General features: G+C 56.9%; 26 protein-coding genes. 14 read left to right on the forward strand and 12 right to left on the reverse strand.

Annotated features, from left to right (window positions below):
- Positions 1–323: 323 nt before the first annotated feature.
- The 3 genes from KB892_RS11310 to KB892_RS11320 all read right to left on the reverse strand — a co-directional run bounded on the left by KB892_RS11310 (position 324) and on the right by KB892_RS11320 (position 3583).
- The gene (locus KB892_RS11310; RefSeq protein ID WP_004200032.1) at positions 324–1010 is read right to left on the reverse strand and encodes a hypothetical protein; all 687 of its coding nucleotides are present in this window, start codon (positions 1008–1010) and stop codon (positions 324–326) included.
- Positions 1007–1702 carry a glycosyl transferase gene (locus KB892_RS11315; protein ID WP_004200030.1) on the reverse strand — a complete coding sequence of 232 codons (696 nt, stop codon included), beginning with the start codon at positions 1700–1702 and terminating at the stop codon, positions 1007–1009. The genes KB892_RS11310 and KB892_RS11315 overlap by 4 nt, the downstream gene beginning before the upstream one ends.
- Before the next feature lie 183 nt (positions 1703–1885).
- Positions 1886–3583, reverse strand: a complete 1698-nt coding sequence (locus tag KB892_RS11320; protein WP_004200028.1) for an NAD-dependent malic enzyme — start codon at positions 3581–3583, stop codon at positions 1886–1888.
- A gap of 56 nt (positions 3584–3639) precedes the next feature.
- Here KB892_RS11320 and KB892_RS11325 point away from each other — a divergent pair, with 56 nt between their 5' ends.
- Positions 3640–3768 carry a hypothetical protein gene (locus KB892_RS11325; RefSeq protein WP_002906122.1) on the forward strand — a complete coding sequence of 43 codons (129 nt, stop codon included), beginning with the start codon at positions 3640–3642 and terminating at the stop codon, positions 3766–3768.
- Here the strand turns inward: KB892_RS11325 and sra are convergent.
- The gene (sra, locus tag KB892_RS11330; protein WP_004143727.1) at positions 3765–3905 is read right to left on the reverse strand and encodes a stationary-phase-induced ribosome-associated protein; all 141 of its coding nucleotides are present in this window, start codon (positions 3903–3905) and stop codon (positions 3765–3767) included. The two genes, KB892_RS11325 and sra, sit on opposite strands and share 4 nt — an antisense overlap.
- Before the next feature lie 177 nt (positions 3906–4082).
- Positions 4083–4934: a Vmh family MBL fold metallo-hydrolase gene (locus KB892_RS11335; protein WP_004189881.1), complete on the reverse strand. Its 852-nt coding sequence runs from the start codon at positions 4932–4934 to the stop codon at positions 4083–4085.
- A 113-nt stretch (positions 4935–5047) separates the two neighbouring features.
- Between KB892_RS11335 and KB892_RS11340 the strand changes: the two genes are divergently transcribed.
- Positions 5048–5941, forward strand: coding sequence for a LysR family transcriptional regulator (locus KB892_RS11340; RefSeq protein WP_004200027.1), 894 nt, complete (start codon positions 5048–5050; stop codon positions 5939–5941).
- Positions 5942–6008: 67 nt separating this feature from the next.
- Here the strand turns inward: KB892_RS11340 and KB892_RS11345 are convergent, their stop codons facing one another.
- Both KB892_RS11345 and KB892_RS11350 read right to left on the reverse strand, forming a co-directional pair.
- Complete coding sequence (locus KB892_RS11345) at positions 6009–6254, reverse strand: YmjA family protein (RefSeq protein ID WP_004180069.1); 246 nt, start codon at positions 6252–6254, stop codon at positions 6009–6011.
- Between the two features lie 196 nt (positions 6255–6450).
- Positions 6451–7365, reverse strand: a complete 915-nt coding sequence (locus KB892_RS11350) for an SDR family oxidoreductase (RefSeq protein WP_004151242.1) — start codon at positions 7363–7365, stop codon at positions 6451–6453.
- A 655-nt stretch (positions 7366–8020) separates the two neighbouring features.
- On the opposite strand from KB892_RS11350, the gene KB892_RS11355 reads away from it, so the two are divergent.
- The 5 genes from KB892_RS11355 to KB892_RS11375 all read left to right on the forward strand — a co-directional run bounded on the left by KB892_RS11355 (position 8021) and on the right by KB892_RS11375 (position 11181).
- Complete coding sequence (locus tag KB892_RS11355; protein ID WP_004143718.1) at positions 8021–8206, forward strand: con-10 family general stress protein; 186 nt, start codon at positions 8021–8023, stop codon at positions 8204–8206.
- A gap of 365 nt (positions 8207–8571) precedes the next feature.
- Positions 8572–8787: a hypothetical protein gene (locus KB892_RS11360; protein WP_004143717.1), complete on the forward strand. Its 216-nt coding sequence runs from the start codon at positions 8572–8574 to the stop codon at positions 8785–8787.
- Positions 8788–8810: 23 nt separating this feature from the next.
- Positions 8811–9317 (forward strand): ferritin-like domain-containing protein, encoded by a 507-nt coding sequence (locus KB892_RS11365; RefSeq protein WP_004151243.1) that lies wholly within the window; start codon positions 8811–8813, stop codon positions 9315–9317.
- A 16-nt stretch (positions 9318–9333) separates the two neighbouring features.
- Positions 9334–9516, forward strand: a complete 183-nt coding sequence (locus KB892_RS11370; protein WP_004143715.1) for a hypothetical protein — start codon at positions 9334–9336, stop codon at positions 9514–9516.
- Positions 9517–9555: 39 nt separating this feature from the next.
- Complete coding sequence (locus KB892_RS11375) at positions 9556–11181, forward strand: alpha-amylase family protein (RefSeq protein ID WP_004184169.1); 1626 nt, start codon at positions 9556–9558, stop codon at positions 11179–11181.
- Here the strand turns inward: KB892_RS11375 and KB892_RS11380 are convergent.
- From KB892_RS11380 to KB892_RS11390, 3 genes are all read right to left on the reverse strand, one after another.
- Complete coding sequence (locus tag KB892_RS11380) at positions 11178–12173, reverse strand: SDR family oxidoreductase (protein ID WP_004151245.1); 996 nt, start codon at positions 12171–12173, stop codon at positions 11178–11180. The genes KB892_RS11375 and KB892_RS11380 overlap by 4 nt on opposite strands.
- 318 nt (positions 12174–12491) lie before the next feature.
- Positions 12492–12938 carry a DUF421 domain-containing protein gene (locus tag KB892_RS11385; RefSeq protein ID WP_004148482.1) on the reverse strand — a complete coding sequence of 149 codons (447 nt, stop codon included), beginning with the start codon at positions 12936–12938 and terminating at the stop codon, positions 12492–12494.
- A gap of 8 nt (positions 12939–12946) precedes the next feature.
- Complete coding sequence (locus tag KB892_RS11390) at positions 12947–13450, reverse strand: hypothetical protein (RefSeq protein WP_004151247.1); 504 nt, start codon at positions 13448–13450, stop codon at positions 12947–12949.
- Positions 13451–13594: 144 nt separating this feature from the next.
- Here KB892_RS11390 and KB892_RS11395 point away from each other — a divergent pair, with 144 nt between their 5' ends.
- The 4 genes from KB892_RS11395 (at position 13595) to KB892_RS11410 (ending at position 15690) form a co-directional block, all read left to right on the forward strand.
- Positions 13595–13999, forward strand: coding sequence for a YdeI family stress tolerance OB fold protein (locus KB892_RS11395; RefSeq protein ID WP_002906035.1), 405 nt, complete (start codon positions 13595–13597; stop codon positions 13997–13999).
- A 15-nt stretch (positions 14000–14014) separates the two neighbouring features.
- Complete coding sequence (locus KB892_RS11400) at positions 14015–14161, forward strand: hypothetical protein (RefSeq protein WP_002906033.1); 147 nt, start codon at positions 14015–14017, stop codon at positions 14159–14161.
- A gap of 123 nt (positions 14162–14284) precedes the next feature.
- The gene (locus tag KB892_RS11405; RefSeq protein WP_002906030.1) at positions 14285–14716 is read left to right on the forward strand and encodes an OsmC family protein; all 432 of its coding nucleotides are present in this window, start codon (positions 14285–14287) and stop codon (positions 14714–14716) included.
- 104 nt (positions 14717–14820) lie between these two features.
- Complete coding sequence (locus KB892_RS11410) at positions 14821–15690, forward strand: oxygenase MpaB family protein (RefSeq protein WP_004200025.1); 870 nt, start codon at positions 14821–14823, stop codon at positions 15688–15690.
- A 1-nt stretch (position 15691) separates the two neighbouring features.
- Here the strand turns inward: KB892_RS11410 and KB892_RS11415 are convergent, their stop codons facing one another.
- Positions 15692–16378, reverse strand: a complete 687-nt coding sequence (locus KB892_RS11415) for an ABC transporter substrate-binding protein (protein WP_004200024.1) — start codon at positions 16376–16378, stop codon at positions 15692–15694.
- Complete coding sequence (locus KB892_RS11420; RefSeq protein ID WP_004143707.1) at positions 16368–16550, reverse strand: hypothetical protein; 183 nt, start codon at positions 16548–16550, stop codon at positions 16368–16370. Before KB892_RS11420 ends, KB892_RS11415 begins: the two co-directional genes overlap by 11 nt.
- 49 nt (positions 16551–16599) lie before the next feature.
- Here KB892_RS11420 and KB892_RS11425 point away from each other — a divergent pair, with 49 nt between their 5' ends.
- The 3 genes from KB892_RS11425 to KB892_RS11435 all read left to right on the forward strand — a co-directional run bounded on the left by KB892_RS11425 (position 16600) and on the right by KB892_RS11435 (position 21306).
- A complete protein-coding gene (locus tag KB892_RS11425) occupies positions 16600–17523 on the forward strand; it encodes a cation diffusion facilitator family transporter (RefSeq protein WP_004200022.1) in 924 nt (307 codons plus the stop codon).
- 249 nt (positions 17524–17772) lie between these two features.
- Positions 17773–18690, forward strand: coding sequence for a bestrophin family protein (locus tag KB892_RS11430; protein ID WP_004148478.1), 918 nt, complete (start codon positions 17773–17775; stop codon positions 18688–18690).
- Between the two features lie 315 nt (positions 18691–19005).
- Entirely contained in the window at positions 19006–21306 is a 2301-nt protein-coding gene (locus KB892_RS11435) for an FdhF/YdeP family oxidoreductase (protein ID WP_004200021.1), read from the forward strand.
- Positions 21307–21430 lie beyond the last annotated feature (124 nt).

Here is a 21430-nt window from a genome sequence, read left to right on the forward strand (position 1 = left end):
CGTCAAAACTCGCTGACGATAACCCGGTAAGCCGGAGAGAAGGGATTGCGTGAAGGGTCTTCGCTCAAGCCATAGTTATCGCAGCACGATACCGATAACGCTTGAGCTGGCGCAATTGCCTAAGGCATGTGAAACAATAAACATTTCACAATACAGCATGGGGGGCCTCCTTTTTTATTCAGTCAGTGGATGGGTGATGGCAGTGTAGTGGGGAAAGGGAAAGCGCGCCAGTGACAAAACTGGCAGGGGCCGATACCCACCAGTTTTCGTGTTCAGTGCCATTACCGGCGAGATATTGTTGGCGCAGAAGGCTAGTGTGTTTGCTAAAACGTAATGGGAAACCAGCGGGCGTGGTCGCGGGTATATTCCGTCATCGCCTGGGGATCCTTTATCGCCTGGCAGGGAGCCTCGAGAATATTCGGATACGAATCCGGATACCAATCCTCTTCGGTCGTTAAGGTAAAAAAGCGAGACTCCCGGTGGGTTTCACAGGTATAGGCGTTTTTAATATTGTCGACTTTGCGATATCCCCTGGGATCACGATATTCGATATACACGTTGTACTCAGAGCGGGTACCCCGCCACGCGCCAGGCTCCGGTTTCTGCCAGCGTATCGTCTGGTAGTAGCGCTCCCGCTCGCCGTAGCGATAGACAGGGGTTTCCCCGCCGGGAATCACGTCGGGTCTCAGGAAGAAAAACAGCAAACCCGCCAGCAGGAGTAACACCGATGGGAGAGTGTGGGTCAGCAGCCGCGGCGCCCGACGGTTAACCAGCAGCAGCCACAGCAGCGGCGGGATCGTGCTGACGATAAAAGCAAAGAGGATTTTCGCCGGCGTATAGAGTTCATGCACAGAGACCTCGCCGGCTTTCGCCGCGTAAAACGCCTGCTTATCGCCGAAATACCAGTACTCACCGTGAAAGGCGCTGATGGCGCTCACCAGCAACAGTCCGCTAAACAGCCCCAGCCAGAGGCGTAATATCGGCTGCAAAACCATTTTTTGCTGGCTCATTTACGGCTCCTGATGGTTTTAGTGACAAGCAGCTCGTCTTCAGAGACCGTATCCAGATCGGCAATCTGACTACACTGGTTGGCAAGGACCTGCGGATCGCCGTTCGGGAACCAGCCCTCATTGAATGACAGGGTGTAAAACTGGGTATGCCGCTGCACTTCACAGCGCCAGGCGCGGCGAAGATTGTTTCTGTCGATAAGCCAGCGGGGATCTTTCGCTTCAACAAAGGTTTCATATTTTGATTGCTTAGCGGAATGACTACCTGACCGGGTTTTCATCCAGAATATGGACGCATAATAGGTATTGTGTTTACCGTACTGAATACTGGCATCCCGACCCGGGGTGACCTCCGGGTGGAGGAAAATAAATATCCCGGCGGCAATCAGTACCATCAGCGGTAATATAGGATGCTGTATCGGCCGCCAGGGGATTTTACGTACCGCCAACAGCCAGACCAGGGTAATAATAAACACGTAGAGCAGAGCGAAGAAAAATTTACTCGGTTCATAGATGACGACATCCACCAGATCGCCGGTGGCGGGCTGATACTGTTCCGCCCGCGGGGTGAGCATCCACATATCGCCGCTGAAGAGGCACATTCCGGTGATGATGGCGATACCTCCGATAAGAAACAAGACAATACGGATCAGAATCGCATTCGCTTTATTCGCGCCAAGGGTTAATTTTAGCATTTCACATTCCGTTGTGAGGGGGTGAGAAACAACTATTTTGCACAGCGGAGGGCGCGCGGCAAATGCTATCCGTTTTATATTTTTACGATGAATGTATATAGGCGGAAAAAACGTTTCTGTGGCGGGAGGTATTATTCTGACGTTATTAAAAACCGGGCCGATATGTCGACCCGGTGAGCGTGATTAAATCGAGGTGCGGCGATAATTGCGATATTCCGGTAGCCAGAAATTATCGCTGATCGCTTGCAGCAGCGCTTCAGCGGAAGTTTTCACCGCCACGCCTTGCTCCTGGGCCACCTTGCCGACCGCGAAGGCAATTGCCCGTGAGACGGTCTGGATATCCTTCAGCTCCGGCAGCACCGGACCTTCGCCGTTGTTGACCAGCGGCGAGTGCTGCGCCAGGGTTTCGCTGGCAGCCATCAGCATCTCGTCGGTGACCCGCGACGCGCCGGAGGCGATCACCCCCAGTCCAATACCCGGGAAGATATAGGAGTTATTGCACTGGGCGATGGGATACTGCTTGCCTTTCACGGTAACCGGGGAGAATGGACTGCCGGTGGCGACCAGCGCCTCGCCGTCGGTCCAGCTCAGGATATTCTGCGGCGTCGCTTCCACCCGTGAGGTTGGGTTGGAGAGCGGCATCACGATCGGCCGCGGGCAGTGCTTGTGCATCTCGCGGATAATCTCTTCCGTGAACAGTCCCGGCTGACCCGAGACGCCGATCAGGATGTTCGGCTTCACGTTGCGCACTACTTCCAGCAGGGACAGCGCCTCGCTGGTGGTATCCCAGCTCTGCAGCTGCTCACGCTTTTGCACCAGCTTGTTCTGGAACGGTAGCAGATTAGGCATGCCGTCGGTTAACAGGCCGAAGCGGTCAACCATAAACACGCGCTGGCGGGCCTCTTCTTCACTGAGTCCTTCGCGGACGATCTGGGCGATAATCTGTTCAGCGATACCGCAGCCGGCCGAACCCGCGCCGAGAAAGACGATTTTTTGCTCGCTCAGCTGGCTTCCGGCGCCGCGGCTGGCGGCGATCAGCGTCCCGACGGTCACCGCCGCGGTGCCCTGAATATCGTCGTTAAACGAGCAGATTTCATTGCGGTAGCGGTTGAGCAGCGGCATGGCGTTCTTTTGCGCAAAATCTTCAAACTGCAGCAGCACGTCCGGCCAGCGGGCCTTAATCGCCTGGATCACGTCGTCAACGAACTGATAGTACTCGTCGTCGGTAATGCGTGGGTGGCGCCAGCCCATATACAGCGGATCGTCGAGCAGCTGCTGGTTGTTTGTTCCGACGTCCAGCACGATTGGCAGGGTGTAAGCCGGGCTGATGCCGCCGCAGGTGGTGTACAGCGACAGTTTACCGATCGGGATCCCCATTCCGCCGATTCCCTGGTCGCCGAGGCCGAGAATGCGCTCGCCATCGGTGACCACAATCACTTTCACGTTGTGGTTCGGGACGTTTTGCAGGATGTCGTCAAGGTTATGGCGATTCTGGTAGGAGATAAAGACGCCGCGGGCGCGACGATAGATCTCGGAGAAACGTTCGCAGGCCGCGCCTACCGTCGGGGTATAGATAACCGGCATCATCTCTTCAAGGTGGTTGCCGATCAGGCGATAAAACAGGGTTTCGTTGGTGTCCTGGATGTTACGCAGATAAATATGTTTGTCGATTTCAGTTTTGAATCCCTGATACTGGATCCAGGCGCGTTCCGCTTGCTCTTCGATAGTTTCAACCACTTCCGGCAGCAGGCCGAGCAGATTGAAATTGCTGCGCTCTTCCATACTGAAGGCGCTTCCCTTGTTGAGCAGGGGGAATTCAAGCAGAACGGGACCCGCGTAGGGGATGTACAGGGAACGGTTTTTCTTATGGGTAAATTGCATCGCACTAACTCCTTGATCATGACCACAGTCCCGGCGCGGCGATAAGCGAAGGGCGGGTGGAAAGCAGCGGGCAGAGTATAGAGCAGAAGGTCTTCAAGCGGGTAAACAAGCAGTCAATTGCCATAAAAAAACACCATCCTGGCAACAGGACGGTGTTGTTTATCATCACTCAGGCTGAAAATTAACCACCGCGGCGTTTGCGGCCGGTAGCATGGATGTGGTTGATGGTGGTTTCTTCATCGCCTTCCAGCACCACTTTTTTCTGCCGGGAAAGCTTATAGTTCAGACCGAGAAGATGACGTGCCTGATGGTTCGATTTCATTCTGACTCCTTTATCCTGTTCTGGTTTCAAGGGCAAACCCGGTAATGACCGGATGAAATGTAACCCAAAGTCGGCCGCGCGTTTTTTGTGCGGCCACAGGTAGGGTGGTCCATTTTCTCGGTAATAGCAACCCTGGGGAGCCAGATTAAGAACAGTCCTCCTTGCGCGCCGCAGGGGTCACCACTTCATCTCACCGGTATTAACTTTGGCGCTTAACTCCAGCGAGCTGGTCTCCGCCAGGCCCGGCCACTGTGCCTCCATCGCCTTGATCACCCCGGCCGAATCCGAATGCGTCTTCAGCGCCTGCTCGAACTGCTGGAGATAAGTTTTTGTAAAGCGCACCGCGCTGTCTCCCTCCGGCGGGGTGCCGAGATAATGGCCCGGGATCACCCGCTGCGGGTGCAGGGCGATCATCTGGTCCAGCGTATTACGCCATTGCTGACGACTGGCCGGCGTCTGGGTGTCGGCGGTCCAGAGATGCATACCCCACGCCACGCCGGTGCCGCCGAGGATCGTTTTGTTCGCCCGGATCCAGACGAACGCCGCGTAGTCATGCGGCTGCATGATGGTCACTTTCTCGCCATCGATGGTAAAGCTGTTGGCCTCCAGCGCCTGCGGGACATACACCTGCGTCGGCGCGCCGTCTTTCATTTGCGGGCCCCAGTACGCCAGTTTGGCCGCTTTGGTGGCTGCAATATGTTTGACGACCTCCGGCGTGGCGACCACCTCCGCCTGCGGGAAGGCTTTTACCAGCGGCTCAAGACCAAAATAGAAATCCGGATCGCCAGAGGTGATCACAATCCGCGATAGCGGTTTGCCGTTTTTCTTGATCATCTCCACCAGCTTTTCCCCATCTTTGACGCTGAACTGCGCGTCGAAAAGTACCGCTTCATGCGGACCGGAAACGAGGGTCGAGTTGACGGCAAAAAGTCCTTTTTCCTGCGGGTTGTAAGTTTGCAGCGTCAGAGGCGCCGCGAAGACCGCGCCGCTGAACAGGGCGGTAGCAACAGCAAGGGCAGATAATTTCATGATTTATTCTCAGTAACAGGTGAATGCGTTCCATTGTACGGATTTCGCTATTTGATAAAATTCCTGAAACAAGAGATGCTGAGTTTCATAAAACGTGCAGATCAGGGGGAGTGATGGACAGGGTGATTGCTGCGCAGGTGTATCTGCGCATCTGCGAGCTGGGAAGTCTTAGCGCCGCGGCGCGGGCGCTGGGTATGTCGCGCCCGATGGTGAGCCGCTATCTGGAACAGATGGAGAGCTGGGCCGGCGCCCGGCTGATCCATCGCTCAACCCGGCGGCTGACGCTGACCCCGGCCGGGGAAAAGGTATTGCTCAAGACCCGCGGTTTGACGCGGATCGCCGATGAAATCGCCGGCGAGCGTCAGCGGGCCGATCCCAGCGGCACACTGCGCGTCGCCTGCGCGCACTTTACCGCCATGCAGCTGATCTCCCCGCTGCTACCGGACTTTCTCGCCCGCTATCCACTGCTGCGCCTGGAGCTGGATATCAATAACCATCCGGTCAGCCTGATCGGCGAGCGTATCGACGTGGCCATTCGCATTACCGACAACCCGGAAGCGGGGGCCATCGCTCGTCGCCTCGGAGTGTGCCGTTCGCTGCTCTGCGCCGCGCCGCGCTGGATGCGCCAGCATGGCCCGTTGACGACGCCCGACGATCTGCAACGACATAACTGCCTGCTATACAGCCATTTCGCCAGCCAGCACTGGCAGTTCAGCGATGCGCAGGGGCGGGAAGCGTCGGTGGCGGTGAACGGTAATCTGAGCGCAGGGATATCTTCATTGCTGCTGGAGGCGGCGGTTGCCGGGTGCGGCATTGCGATGCTTCCCGAACTGGAGGCCCGGGGCGCGATTGACAGCGGCACGCTGGAGGTGGTGCTTCCGGAGTGGACGCCAAAGGCGTTGAGCGTTTACGGCATCTATCTTTCCCGCGACTACCAACCTGACGGATTACCGCTATTTCTTGATGCGCTGCAGAGGCGTCTGGGAGAGGAGACTGGCCACGGCTGAGTCTAGGCGCTTCGTGCCCAGGCAGCACCGGCGGAAGGCAATTCCGCCGGTAGGCTGACGTTGAGCTTTATTCGTTGCCCCACTGATTAAGAAAATTAGCGATATCGTCAATGCGGTTTTCGTTAATGGCCGCCTCGCGGGCCATTTCTCGCTGCGCCTCTTCGTCAATCTCTTCGTTATTAGTTAACCGCGCAATCAGCAGTTGGAAATAGCGCGCCAGCGCATCGCGTTCTTCATCCTTTACCGGCGCAGCCGCTTCGGTCTCGTATTCGTCCACGATGTCATAAAATTTCAGGGGGATGTCATTACTCATCTGTCGTCCTCAGGGGTGGCGTCGGGGCCAGGGTTAGCGCACAGCGGCGGGCGGACATCATAGCATGCGGCCAGAGTAGCGGAGTGCAGGAAAGAAAAAATTGCCGCAACCGGGAGGCGAGGGGCCAGTATATAGCCGCAAGGGTTGGCCGGGAAAATACCGGCGCGCGCTGGCGCGCGTCGGTATGCCGGGAGGCTTAGACCACACCATCCCCGCCGTCAGAGCACCACACCTGTCCGGAGGTATATGAGCAGGCATCGGATGCCAGGGTGACATACAGCGGGGCGATCTCTACCGGTTGCCCCGGGCGCCCCATCGGCGTGTCTTTGCCAAACTGTTTCACCTTCTCGTCCGGCTGGCCGCCGCTGGATTGCAGCACCGTCCAGTAAGGGCCAGGCGCTACGGCGTTTACGCGAATGCCTCGTTTCGCCACCTGTTTAGCCAGCGATTTAGTGAAGATCGCGAGACAGGCTTTGGTCTGCGCATAATCGAGCAGGATCGGGCTGGGTTTATACGCCTGCACCGAGGTGGTATTGATAATCGCGCTTCCGGCCTGGAGGTGAGGCAGTGCGGCGCGGGTGATCCAGAACGGCGCGTAGACGTTGGTTTTGAAGGTAGCGTCGAAATCTTCGGTAGTGAGTTCCTCAAGGGTTTCACAGTATTGCTGACGCCCGGCGTTATTAACCAGGATGCTCAGACCTCCCAGCTGTTCCACCGCGTCGGCCACCAGCGACTGGCAGAAGGATTCGGAGCGAATATCACCCGGGAGGGCCACCGCGGTGCGCCCTTCGGCTTTGATCAGGGCGATAACTTCATCCGCATCCTTTTGCTCTTCGGGCAGATAGTTTATCGCGACGTCGGCGCCTTCGCGGGCAAAGGCGATCGCCACCGCACGGCCAATACCGGAGTCGCCGCCGGTAATTAACGCTTTCTTACCGGCCAGTCGCCCGGAGCCGGTGTAGCTGGTTTCACCGTGGTCCGGGGATGGCTCCATTTCCGCATCCAGACCCGGCGGGGTTTGTTCTTGCTCCGGGAACTCCGGACGTGGAGCCGTCTCTTCTGGCAACATGGAGGTGGGTAACTTCTTCATTGGCGGTTTTTCATCTTGCATAGTCATCTCCTTCAGACAGAACGGGCCAGCTCTAAGAATAGGTCAGCTTCTCCTGGCGACAGACCCTGGATGACTCGCAACATCGCAGTCAATGGCCAATCGTAGGCGTAACGGTATGCCTTAACCGACTGATCCTTGGCGTATTTCGGGGGATAGCGTTGCGTTATTATTGCTGACGTTAAATTAGGATTATTCCATCCTTAATCAAGGGCCAAGGGCTATTTTCGTAACGCGCATGATCTTTTTCTCAAGTTACGATGAAGGTGCTGCCTGAATAAACGATGAAGATGTTCATTCGCAAACCATGGTCTATAAAGTAATACCTCTTTAGGGGTAATATTCCTGGGGTTGTGTTCCGCGGGATAAAGAAATATTTATTCATTAAATCGTTTGCATTTTTTTACAAACGGCCGTTGGACGTTTCTGTTTTACCCGCCGGTGAACATAACCTACGTCAAATAAAGGAGTTGTGTGAGGTATATTTTATCTTACCGCTTCGTTAGTAAAGCTTTATTTTGTCAGTGCGCGGATGGGTATCTGAAATTAATTTGACTCCTGCAGGCATTCCTCTAGTGTTAGATATCGAGGGCGATGATTTGTAACAGGGTCATTTTCCATTTACCAACCGATATTGATCAAACCAAAGGTGAAAATTATGGCAGAGCATAGAGGCGGTTCAGGTAATTTTGCAGAAGATCGTGAGAAAGCATCCGAAGCCGGGCGTAAAGGCGGACAGCACAGCGGCGGGAACTTTAAAAATGATCCTGAACGTGCATCCGAAGCCGGTAAGAAGGGTGGTAAGAACAGTCATGGCGGCGGTCGTAAATCCGGTGACAGCTAGCGACTGATGAGCTGTGACGCCGACAAATCGGCGTTGAGACAAAACCTGTGGGCCAGATGGTCCGCAGGTTTCTGCATATTCAGGGTTTATTTATCTATAACGACATTCATTATCCGCGATGTGGGGAAACTAAAAGGTGAGGAGGAAATCGCCGCATCACTAGCAATTAAAGACGGCCGCAGCGGCAATAAATTAGCCGGACGGTAAAGACAGAAAATAACGGAACGGGACAATACGCAACGCTGTTTTCTTTTTTATGCTTAGGCAAAAGAAAGACATTTTCAGCGTAAGGTTTAGCGCCTGACGCAGCGGTCAGAGCGTCGATAAAATGGTCGCTCAATATTGTTCGGTCCTAAGGTAATAAAATGAAGTTGACGCCAGTGTTTATTAAGCGCTGTCATCTTGTCGCCGCCGTTATGTGGGTGGGTCTGGCGATACCCTCGTTAATCTGGTGGAAAGACAGCGTACTGTGGGTCATTCTCATCAGTATTTATGCCAATATTGTTGGCCATTTATCCGGATATAGCGCAGCGCGAGCTGACCAGGCGGCGGAAGAGAGTGAAGATTCCACGTCAAAATAAAAGGTTAATGATCAGAGGTGTATATGACGGATATCGAAAATTATCACAACTGGCTTCGCGATGCGCATGCCATGGAAAAACAGGCTGAGTCGCTGCTGGTGGCCACCATCAGACGCCTCGATAATGAACCGCAGTTACGCACCCGCCTTGAACAACATCTCTATGAAACCCGACGGCAATTGTCCGCCCTGCAGGATATCATCGCCCGCAACCATATTTCCCGCTCCGCGCTGAAGGATGCGATGAGCCGGGTGGCGGCGTTAGGACAGACCATTGGCATCATGCTGCCCGGTGATGAGGTTATTAAAGTGATTATCACTGCCTACGTTTTTGCCCATTTTGAGGTCGCCTGCTATACCGCTTTATTAACGGCGGCGAAAAGAGTAGGCGACCACAGCGCGATGCATACACTGGAGGGTATCCTGGCTGAAGAGAGAGGAATGGCTGATTGGCTGCTCCATTATCTGCCAGCGCTGACCGGGCAATATCTTATGGATACCGATATGCCTGGCGTTGAGGCCGGGCATTAAGCCGCCGGAGAACGCTATGGTCAAACGGCAAACCATCGCGCTCCTCGCCGCCGAGGAACAGGTTCCGCTGGTATTAACCGCCAGGCAGCAGGCGCTGGTGGACGCGGTAGCGAACAGGATGCTACCAGCGGAACGCAATCCCGTATCGCCTGTCGGCAAACCGCGCGCGAAGGCCAGGGCGGGGTCCGGATCGCGCTGAGGCGGCTGACAGGGACGGGCAGAACGCGAGGTGAGAGTGATGCAACGGGAAGAGTGGTTTCACAGAGCGGTCATCTATCAGGTTGACAGTTCGCTCTTTTATGATGCCAATGGCGATGGTTTTGGCGATCTCGCGGGCATTCGCCAAAAGCTACACTACATTCGCAGCCTCGGAGCGACGGTGCTCTGGCTGACTCCGTTCTATCTCACTCCTCTGCAGGATGATGGCTATGATATCAGCGATCATCTGCAGCCCGATCCGCGGTTCGGCACTATCGCTGACGTGATTGAGCTGATTGCCCGCGCCCGCGAGCTGGGACTGCGGGTGATCGTTGAGCTGGTGATCCAGCACACCTCCGCGCAGCACCCGTGGTTCCAGGCGGCGCGACGCGATCCCCGGTCGCCGTGGCGGCCGTATTATCTGTGGGCCGATCGGCCGCCGGAAAACGACGATCCTCCCATGTTTCCCGGCGTTGAGGAGAGCGTCTGGCGCTGGGACGAACAGGCTGGGCAATATTATCGCCACATGTTTTATCACCACGAGCCCGACCTGAATCTCGCCCATCCGCCGGTGATCGCTGAAATCGAAAACATTATCACCTTCTGGCTGCAGGCTGGGGTGTCTGGCTTTCGTCTCGATGCCGCGTCACATCTGGTCAAGCAGGCCGGAAAGGGCGACGAGACGCGCGGCTACCCGCTGCTGACCCATCTCCGGCAGGTTGTACAGCGCCTCAATCCCGATGCGATACTCCTGGGTGAAGTGGACGTCGCGGTAGAAGATTACCGTCATTATTTCGGCCAGGGCGATCGGCTGCAGATGGTGCTTAATTTCTGGCTTAACAAATACCTCTACCTCAGCCTGGCGCAGCAGCGCGCCGCGCCGGTGGTGAAGGCCCTGCAGGCGATGGTGACCCCGCCGGACGGGTGCTGCTTCGTCAACTGGCTGCGCAACCATGATGAACTGGATCTTGAGGGGATTGGCGAGCGCAACAAGCGCCAGGTTATCCGCACCTTTGCCCCTGATAAATCGATGTCCGTTTACCAGCGCGGCGTACGCCGAAGACTGGCGCCGATGCTGGACGGCGATACCCGACGCATAGCGTTAGCCCATGCTATCCTGCTGGCGCTGCCCGGCGTGCCGGTGATGCGCTATGGCGACGAGATTGGCATGGGTGACGATCTCTCCTTACCGGAGCGCTACGCGGTCAGAACGCCGATGCAGTGGTCGGCCGCGGCCAACGCCGGCTTTTCCCGGGCGGCGCGGGATGATTTGCCGGTAAAACCGGTGGCCAGCGGGCGGTTCCGCTACCAACGGATCAATGTTGAAACGGCGCTGCGCCATCCCAGGTCGCTGCTGCATCGGGTACGCAATATGGTATTGGCGCGCACGGAATATACTGAACCGGGATCCCTCCCTTTTACTCTCCTTACCCTAAAGCCCGACGCGGTGCTGGGCTTGCTCTATCGCAGCGAATCGCGGGAGGTACTGATGCTGGCCAACTGCAGCCAGCAGGCGGTAGAGGTCCTGCTCCCGCCGCTGGCCGAGGGCTACTGGAGCCCAATTCTGGAAGATAAGCTCTATCAGGATGGGCTGCACGGCGGGAAAGATGCGCGGCTGGCACTCTCCGGGTATGGTTACCGTTGGTTCAGCCGCAGCCTGAGTTAGCGCCGTTTTCCGGAACGACGGAACAACGCCCGCAGCGCCATCGTCGCCACCGCTACCCCGACGCCGGCGGCGACTTTACCCGGGAGATCGGCGCTGATGGTGACTGCTTTACGCCGTGCGCCATCGTTAAAGGGGCCGTGGCCCGGATGATTGCCGCGCACCGGCGTGAACAGGTCGTCCTGTTGGTCTGACGACTTTGGCTGACCGGTAAACTGTCCCTCCCACGCTTTTTTCACCATCAGCCGATCGAGCAGGCGAGGGAAGAAGACCTGGCCGAGGATCGACTGGATGGTGCTTTTTCCGACCCACAGCTCGTTGACCGGGCGCTGGATGACGCTGTAAATAGCCTCGGCGGCGACTTCCGGCTGATAGACCGGGGGCACCGGCTGCATGGCCTGATCCATTTTGTTTCGCGCCCAGCCAAACTGGGCGGTGTTCATCCCCGGCAGTTGCACCATGGTCAACTGGATGTGGCTTTTCTCATGCATCAGTTCGGTTCGCACGGCATCGGTAAAGCCGCGGATCGCCGCTTTCGCTCCGCAGTAAGCCGACTGCAGTGGGATTGAACGCCAGGCCAGCGCCGAGCCGGCCTGAATAATCACCCCCCGATCCCGGGGGATCATGACCTCCAGCGCCGCGCGGGTGCCGTTCACGTACCCGAGATAGGTCACCTCCGTCACCCGGCGAAACTCCTCCTCGCTCATCTGACGAAAGGGCGCCAGCACGGTGGTCATGGCGTTGTTGATCCAGACGTCGATTGCCCCGAGGGTGGTTTCCACCTCGGCGGCGGCGCGCTGCAGCGCCCCGGCATCGACGACATCGGCGCTAATAGCCAGCGTTTTAATGCCAAACCGTTCACAGGCCTGTCGCGTCTCCTGCAAACCCGTTTCGTCTCGGGCGATCAGCGCCACGTGATATCCAGCGCGGGCGAAACGCAGCGCGGTAGCTTTGCCCGCTCCCGCGGTTCCACCGGTAATAACCATCACAGACATAGTGACCTCATTATGTTTTGGCTTTCACAATATTGACTGTACGGATCGGTTAATTATTTCTCACCAATGGCAATGACGAGGTGGGAAATATCCTGGAATAAGCGCAATGTGAATCAGGCGGCATCTCCTGGTTAGTTTCGGCAGATCCTACATACTTCGGCGAAGGCGTTCTATAATTTGTAGGATCCCTGACAACCAGCGAGGAGGAAAAATGTTAATGTTGAACGTTGTTAACGGTGAAAAAGAAGAGGATGACGCCACTCGCGCTCCGGAATCAGGTGATAAACAACCGGAGCGTGATAAATAGCGAAGCCGATACTATTCCTGCTCAGGAATAATGGATATCTGGCCGTTACGCTCGAGAATAGCGAATTTGATCGCTTTCAATTCATAAATGCCATGGTGCTGCCTGGCCGCCAGCAGGATATCATCGACAGAGATATTGACGAGCTTAATCTTCTCGTCGATGACAGCACCATTTTCCACCACGATAACCGGCGTACCATCGAGAAAATTTTCTGCCTGAGCAAATTTTTTCTTAATATAGCCGAACAAAATATCAATACTAACCAGGGTGACGATAGTCAGCATCGACCCGGTAACCGAATAGTCTGTGCTGAGCATCGCCTGCTGGGTGGCTTCGCTGATAATCAGCAACAGTATCAGGTCAAAGTTGGTTAATTGCATCAGGGTTCTTCTGCCGGCAATCTTAAAAATAATCAACAGGATCAGATAGATTGCTGCGGCTCTAAGGACCATTTCCATAGCGACTCCTACGGATAGACAAACTGCTGCCAGGTTACAGAATAGCGATCGTTAACTACCGCCTGCAGGGAGATATTACCGGCCGTTTTTGGGGTAACGGCTAACCACACAGATATCGGTGAAGGCGGGGTCGACCGCTGATAGACGAGATGTAATTTCCCGTCGGCGCTATACATTTTATCCGGCTGCGGACGGATATCACCGATCTGGTAGCGGGTTAATAACGGGGCGGCGAAGCTGATAATGGTGTCGCTGGCCGTATCCGGTTTAATCTGAATATTAAACTCGGTTTCACTCATCAGCCTGGCATAGCGCTGATAATCGACGCTTAATTCGCCTCCACTAGTTTCCCTGTGTGCTTCACTGAAATAACCGGAGGACCACAGGCCGCTTAACGCGGTAAGAATGATGAGACTCAAAACAATTATCCCATAGCGGCGGAAACGATATTCAAAGCGTAAGGAGCGTTCATTCTCATCGACGATAGGACAAGGCTGTTGATTCTTAATCATTAATATTTTCCCCGCGTTTCGTTTCGCCAGGAGCGTAACGATAAGGACATTCTTATATTAGACGATATCAGAACAATTGACTTTGTAAAAATGGCCAGCATCAGCCAGGCTTTATTCTCATCGTCAGCAAAAAACGGAGGCATGATGAAAAAACTAGCATTGGCCATGGCATGTCTGTTTGCCGTAGGTGTCGCGCAGGCGGACGATAAGGGAGGGTTTAGCCAGGATGCCGCGCCGCCGCCGCCGCACAAACTCGATGACGGCTATCGCGGCGTCGAGGATGGCCGGATCATGACCGTTGAGCAGGCGAAAACCATGCACGATGGCGCGACCGTTTCGCTGCGCGGCAATCTGCTCAAGCGGCAGGGAGATGACCGTTATCAGTTTCGTGATAAAAGCGGCACCATCACCGTTATTATCCCGGTCGCCGCGTTTAACGAACAACACGTAGAGCCAGACGATCTGGTCAATATCAACGGCAGTCTGGATCGCAAAATGACGCCGCCGGTCGTGCGAATCGATCGTCTGCTCAAGCAGTCGCCTAAGTAAGCGGAGCACGTCGATATGAGCACCTTTTCTCACTCGCAAGACGAAGAGCGCGGTAAGCAACCTGCCCGTGAGGCGCCCGGAGAGCAGGGCGAAGTTCCGCGTAAACGGGACGACAGCAAGGATGACAAATCCGATCCCTGGCATCCGCAGGATGGCCGATAGCGTCACCCTGCCTCACCAACGACACGAAAACCAGGGGAACGTGGGGGCCAGAGGCTGCAAAAAGACGCAGCTTCGGCATCACGCACTATACTTTTTGTTCGACATCACTACAGGAGGAATCAAATGGCGATTCATAAGAAAGGGCTAGCGCACTGGGAAGGCGACCTGAAGCATGGCAAAGGCACCGTGTCGACAGAAAGCGGGGCGCTGAGCCAGCAGCCCTACGGATTTAACACCCGTTTTGAGGGGGTGAAGGGCACCAACCCTGAGGAGCTGATCGGCGCTGCACATGCCGCCTGCTTTTCGATGGCCCTGTCGCTGATGCTCAGCGAAGAGGGATATACCGCAACGTCCATTGACACTACCGCAGTGGTCACCCTCAATAAAACCGACGGCGGCTTTGCGATTACCGATATCGCGCTGCAAAGCCAGATCGTCCTGCCGGACGTGTCTCCGGCGGCGTTCGATGAGATCATCCAGAAAGCGAAAGCAGGCTGCCCGGTATCGCAGGTGCTGAAGGCCAACATTACCCTCGATTACCAGCTGAATCCGTAAGCCGTCGTGCCCGCGTGCTGCGGGCACTCTTTCCGCAATATCTCTCCCAATGCTGTCCAACAGTGGTATCTTTTGTCCTTTAGTTGCACGTAAGGGATACCATCATGATCGGCATTCGCCGGATGATCGAGGCGCAGGTGCTCGGCCTGACCGGCATGGCGCTAAAAGAGATCGACTTTGAACGACCCAAAGGAGAGCCGGGGCTGTTTGGTCCCCAGTCGGCCATCTGGCAGGTGCACGGCGATTTTACCTCGATGCTCTGCGGCGGCATTAGCGCGCTGTTGCTGCAGATGCTGCATCCTCTGGCGCTGGACGGCGTCTGGGATCACTCTCGTTTTCGCGAGGATATTTTGGGTCGCCTGCGCCGCACCAGCCAGTTTATTTCTGCCACCACTTTTGCCACTACCCCCGACGCCGAACGGCTAATCGCCAAAGTACAGGGGATCCATCAGCGGATCGCCGGGGTGGATAAGGACGGAACCCCGTATCAGGCGAGCGACCCGGCGCTGTTAACCTGGGTGCACGTCGCCGAGTGCAGTTGCTTTATGGCCTCCCACCTGCGCTACAAGCGGACGGTGGTCAGTCCCGAGCGCCAGGAGGACTATTTTCGTGAGTCGGCGGAAATCGCCCGGCGGCTGGGGGCTCGGGATATCCCTCAGACACCGCAGGAGGTGGCGGACTATCTCGAGGCGATGCGCCCGCGACTGCGCTGCGACGAACGTACCCGGGAGGTAGCTCAGGTGCTGCTCTCCACCCGTCTGCCGGGGCGGATGAGCCAGCCGGTCGGCCGGGTGATGATGAACGCAGGAATTGACCTTTTGCCGGAATGGGCGCAGGAGATGCTGGGATTGTCGCTCACGCCGCTGCAGCGGCGCACGACGCGCCTGATGGTGCATGGCGTGGCCCGCGTACTGCGCGCCTCGGTACGCAACGGCGCCTGGCATTGCGCCATGCGCCGGATGACGGAGGCGTGATTCAGTTCGCTTGGCCCAGGTGACCGGCAATCAGCGCCAGCAGACTGCCATCCGCCCGCCACTCGCTAAGCGCGTCGTTTACCGCGTGAAAACGGTCCACGTCCGCCCGGGCGACGCAGATGGCCTGCTGGATCTCGGTAAAATTATCCGCCAGTACCCGCACCCCGGCGTGCTGACGGGCTGTCGCCTCCAGCGGCTGGCGGATACCGGCGACCATATCCCCTTCACCGGCGAGGAAGGCGTCGATTGCCTCCTGCGAAGAGGGAAGGCGATGCAGGCTGGCGTGCTGCAGATGGCGGGTTAGCCATAGATCGTATGCGGCGTTTTGTCCGACGTTAATGGTGGTTGCCGGGCGATCCATGTCGGCCACGCTCTGGCAGGGCGAATCAACGCTGACCAGCGCGGTGCCCTGGATGGTGATATAGGGCGAGGTAAAGCGCAGGGTGGCTTCCCGCGCCGGATCGATGGCCAGAAAGGCAATATCCCAGTGCTCGCCACCGGCGTCAGCCACCACTTTACCCGCGGCAGGATAGGGAACGAATTCGGCGCTGACGCCCCAGCGCGTCGCCAGCCGATGGCTGAGCTCGACGGTGATGCCCGCTGGCTTTCCTGTCTCCCCGAGATGGGCCAGGACCGCATTGCCCAGATTAATGGCGAAACGCAGCCGGGATGGTTTGTTATGTGACATCGCTGACTCCTGTGGTGGCTAAGCTAAAGTGGCCCGACCTGTGGCCACCCTTCAAAAGATAGTTCATAGGCGCAAGGTTGCAGCGTTCCAACGGCACATACAGTAAATAGTCATTACCGACCGCCGCGATATCGTTAAACGGCAAGGCAATGGCTTTTATATTGTTAAGCATAAACTCAGTTTGTCAGTTTATTCTTCTCGCTCACAAAGGGAGAGAAATAATGACACAACATAATTTTGAAAATGATAATAAATATCATGAGCGTTCGGTGCAGGCGCGAAAGAGTACCCTTGTAAGCGTGGTGGTTAATATTTTCCTTTCTGCCTTACAGGTAGTCGTGGGAATATTTTCCGGCTCTCAGGGATTAATTGCTGACGGAATGCACTCTTTTTCCGATCTGGTCGCCGATGGCGTGGTATTGATGGCGAATAAAAAGAGCCGTCGACCGTCTGACCACGATCACCACTATGGCCACTGGCGCTATGAGAACGGCGCCTCCCTAATCATCGGCGCGATGCTGCTGCTCGTCGGGGGTGGCATGCTATGGTCCGCGGCGGGCCATCTCGCGCAACCGCAAACTATTCCGCCGGTGCACAGCGCGGCGCTGTGGATGGCGCTGGTGGCGCTGGCCGTCAAGGAGGGGCTGTTTCGCTATATGCTGGCGGCCGCCAGGCGGCTGAATTCGTCGCTGCTTATCGCCAATGCCTGGCATGCCCGCTCTGACGCCGCATCCTCCCTGGTGGTGGCCCTGGGGATTATCGGTAATCTGGCCGGGTTCGCCTGGTTCGACCCGCTCGCCGCGCTGGCGGTGGGGCTGCTGATTGCGCGCATGGGCTATCGTTTCGCCGTCAGCGCGCTGCATGATTTAATGGACCGTGCGGTTGATGAAGAGATGCAGCAGGCGATCGCCGATACGCTGCGAACCACGCCGGGCGTGGCGGGCCTCCACGATCTGAAAACCCGTAAGGCGGGGGATCTGGTGCTGGTGGATGTCCATCTCGAGGTGGCTGGCGAGATGTCGGTAGCCGAAGGGCATCAGATTGCCCATCACGCGCGGGAGCGGGTGCTGGCGCAGCATCCGGTGCTTAATGTGATGGTGCATCTCGATCCCTGCGAAGCGCAGGGGTTGACGAAAGCGGTCTGATACACCCGGTAGCATAAGCGGAAAAATGAATTGGCTCAGCGGTTATTTTTTCTTCTGAGCCATTATTGCTGGCGCATTGATTGCCTGAAATATAAAAAAGGCCCATACTAAAAACGCCATTACCATCGCTAAATAATGGCGCAGATCTGCCCATCGCAGTTAACGATAAAATAAACCAATCGGCTCATAGATAATCTCTATTCTGTATTCAGAGATAATGACCAGAGCGGTAATTCAGGAAGTCAGACAATGATCATTCGGCCAGAACAACACTGGTTTCTTCGCCTATTTGACTGGCACGGCTCCGTGCTGTCGAAAATCATCTTTCGCCTGCTGCTAAATGTGCTGATGTCGATCATCGCCATTATCAGCTATCAATGGTACGAACAGCTGGGGATCCACTTAACCGTGGCGCCGTTCAGCCTGCTGGGGATTGCGATTGCGATTTTCCTCGGCTTTCGCAACAGCGCCAGCTACAGCCGCTTCGTCGAGGCGCGCAATCTGTGGGGGACGGTGCTTATCGCCGAACGCACGCTGGTGCGTCAGCTGCGCAATATCCTGCCGGCGGAACACGATGCCCATCGCCGCATCGTCAGCTATCTGGTGGCCTTTAGCTGGAGCCTGAAGCACCAGCTGCGCAAAACCGATCCGACGGCTGACCTGCGGCGGTTGCTACCGGAGGAGAGGGTGACGGAGATCCTCGCCAGCTCAATGCCCACCAACCGGATCCTGCTGCTGGCCGGCAACGAAATTGGCCAGCTGCGGGAGGCGGGCAAGCTCAGCGACATCACTTACGGGCTGATGGACAACAAACTCGACGAGCTGGCGCACGTGCTGGGCGGTTGTGAAAGGCTGGCCACCACCCCGGTGCCTTTCGCCTATACCCTGATCCTGCAGCGTACCGTCTACCTGTTCTGTACGCTGCTGCCGTTCGCCCTGGTCGGCGATCTGCACTACATGACGCCGTTTGTCTCGGTCTTTATCTCTTACACCTTTTTATCGTGGGATTCGCTGGCGGAAGAGCTGGAAGATCCGTTCGGCACCGCAGCCAATGACCTGCCGTTGAACGCGATGTGCAATACCATCGAGCGCAATCTGCTCGACATGACCGGTCAGCATCCGCTGCCGGAGACGCTGCGTCCGGACCGTTACTTCAATCTGACCTGAGCCTGGCCCACCGGGCGGTTTCGCTGCCCGGTCATCACTTTCCGTAGCAATTTATCCGTCACAGCACCGCGGTGAAAACCGCAAAATTTGCAAATAAGTTAAATTTAACACCTGATAGATAACATCAATTATACAGAATTGTGGTGTATGTTATTATTCAGTTAACAAACGCAGTACCTACGCTTTCCCATCGTACTATCCTTGAGAAACAGCATTCTTTTCAGGTGACGCAATGCGATTCACGCTTCGTCGCCGGGGTTGTCGTACGCCTTTTTCGGCTAGAGACAGCCAGAACAGAGCAGCAGGAGTAAAGAGATGACCAATAAAAGACGCGCGGTTCCCGGTGTTCACCCCTATGACGGTCCGGCAGGCGGGTGGGGCGCGTTGAAGGCCACGGCCATCGCCGTGCGCACCCAGATGGATGCCTTTGAGGCGCCCGCCACGCTGCTGCGTACCAACCAGCCGGACGGTTTTGACTGCCCGGGCTGCGCCTGGCCGGATAAAGAACATAAATCGACCTTCCAGTTTTGCGAAAACGGCGCCAAAGCCGTGACCTGGGAGGCGACCACCAAACGGGTGACGCCCGCATTCCTCGCGGCAAATACCGTATCTTCCCTGCTGGCAAAAAGCGATTTTGAACTGGAGGGCTACGGCCGCTTAACCCATCCTTTGGTTTACGACCGGGACAGCGATACCCTGCGCCCGGTGGCGTGGGAGCAAGCCTTCGCCCGTATCGGCGAGATCCTCCGCGGCCTGCAGCCGGATGAGGTTGAATTCTACACCTCTGGCCGAGCCTCCAACGAAGCGGCGTGGCTGTTCCAGCTGTTTGCCCGCGAGTATGGCACTAACAACTTCCCCGATTGCTCCAACATGTGTCATGAATCCACCAGCGTGGGCCTGCCACAGTCGATCGGCATTGGTAAAGGCACCGTCTCCCTCGACGATTTTGACCAGACCGAGCTGGTGATCTCCATCGGCCATAATCCGGGCACCAACCACCCGCGGATGATGGGCACCCTGCATGAGCTATCCCGCCGCGGCGTGCCGATTATCGTTTTCAATCCGCTGCGTGAACGGGCGCTGGAGCGTTTTGCCGATCCGCAGAACGTAATGGAGATGGCGACCCGGCGCTCGACGCCGATCGCCTCGACCTACTACCAGGTACGGGCCGGCGGCGACGCGGCGGCGCTGAAAGGGATCGCCAAAGCGCTGCTGCAGCTGGAGGAGGAGCAGGGCAATGTGCTCGACCACGCGTTTATTGCCCAACATACCCAGGGATTCACCGCCTTCGCCGATGACCTCCACGCCACCCGCTGGCAGGACATCGAACAGGAGTCTGGCCTGACGCGCGAATCCCTGACCCAGGTTGCGGCGGCTTACGCCAAATCCAGGGCCACCATCGTCACCTACGGTATGGGCATCACCCAGCATAACAAAGGCACCTCCAACGTGCGTCTGATTGCCGACCTGCTGCTGATGCGCGGCAATATCGGCAAGCCGGGGGCCGGGATCTGTCCTTTGCGCGGTCACTCGAACGTCCAGGGTAACCGCACTGTCGGGATCAGCGAAAAACCCTCCGCGGCTTTCCTCGACAGCCTGCAGCGGGTGATGGGGATTACGCCGCCGCGGCATCATGGCCACGATGCGGTAAAGGCCCTGGAGGCCATGATCGCCGGCGATGCCAAAGCGCTGATCTGCCTTGGGGGCAACTTCGCCGTGGCGATGCCGGACCACGAACGCGCCTTCCCGGCGATGCGCGGCCTTGAGCTCAGCGTTCACGTCGGCACCAAGCTCAACCGCTCACATCTCCTGACGGCGAAAGAGACCTTTATTCTGCCGTGTCTGGGCCGCACCGAGCTTGACCTGCAGGCCAGCGGCCGGCAGTCGATCACCGTCGAGGATTCGATGTCGATGGTGCATGCTTCGTCGGGCAAGCTTAAGCCCGCCTCGCCGATGCTGCGCTCGGAGCCGGCGATTGTCGCCGGTCTGGCGAAGGCCACCTTGCCCGCCAGCAAAGTGGACTGGCAGTACCTCGTGGAAGACTACGATCGCATTCGCGATCTGATCGAACAGACCATTCCAGGGTTCGAGAATTATAACCAGCGCATTCGCCATCCTGGAGGCTTCCGCATGCCGCTGCCGCCGACCGAGCGCATCTGGCCTACCGCCACCGGTAAAGCCATGTTCTCGGTATTTAAAGGTGTGCATGAGAACGTGGTGGTGGAGGGTGAGGACGTGATGCGCCTGGTGACGCTGCGCAGTCATGACCAGTACAACACCACCATCTACGCGATGGATGACCGCTACCGTGGCGTCTTTGGCCGCCGCGACGTGCTGTTTATGAACGAGCAGGATATGGCCGCCCAGGGTCTGGAGCATGGCGATCGGGTAGATATTCATACCGCGCTGCCGGGAAGCGCGCTGACGCTGGAAGATATCACGGTGGTGGCCTACGGCATTGCGCCGGGCACCGTCGGCGCCTATTATCCGGAAGCCAACGTGCTGGTGCCGCTGAACTATCTCGATGAAGAGAGCGGCACCCCTTCATATAAGTCGGTTCCCGTTCGTCTGACGCTGCGCTCGAAAGAGATCCGTCCGCTGGCCGGCGGGCGCTAAAAAGGTATAGCGCAGAGCGGCGTCGCGCCGTCCTGCGCCCCGCAGCACCTCGTGGTGTCCTCGCTTGAATTTATCGCTAGCGAAACTAACATTCTGGTAACCTGTGCGCGGCCCCGGGGGTGAA

Origin of the sequence: Klebsiella sp. P1927, from assembly GCF_018204675.1 — a bacterium.
Lineage (GTDB): Bacteria > Pseudomonadota > Gammaproteobacteria > Enterobacterales > Enterobacteriaceae > Klebsiella > Klebsiella pneumoniae.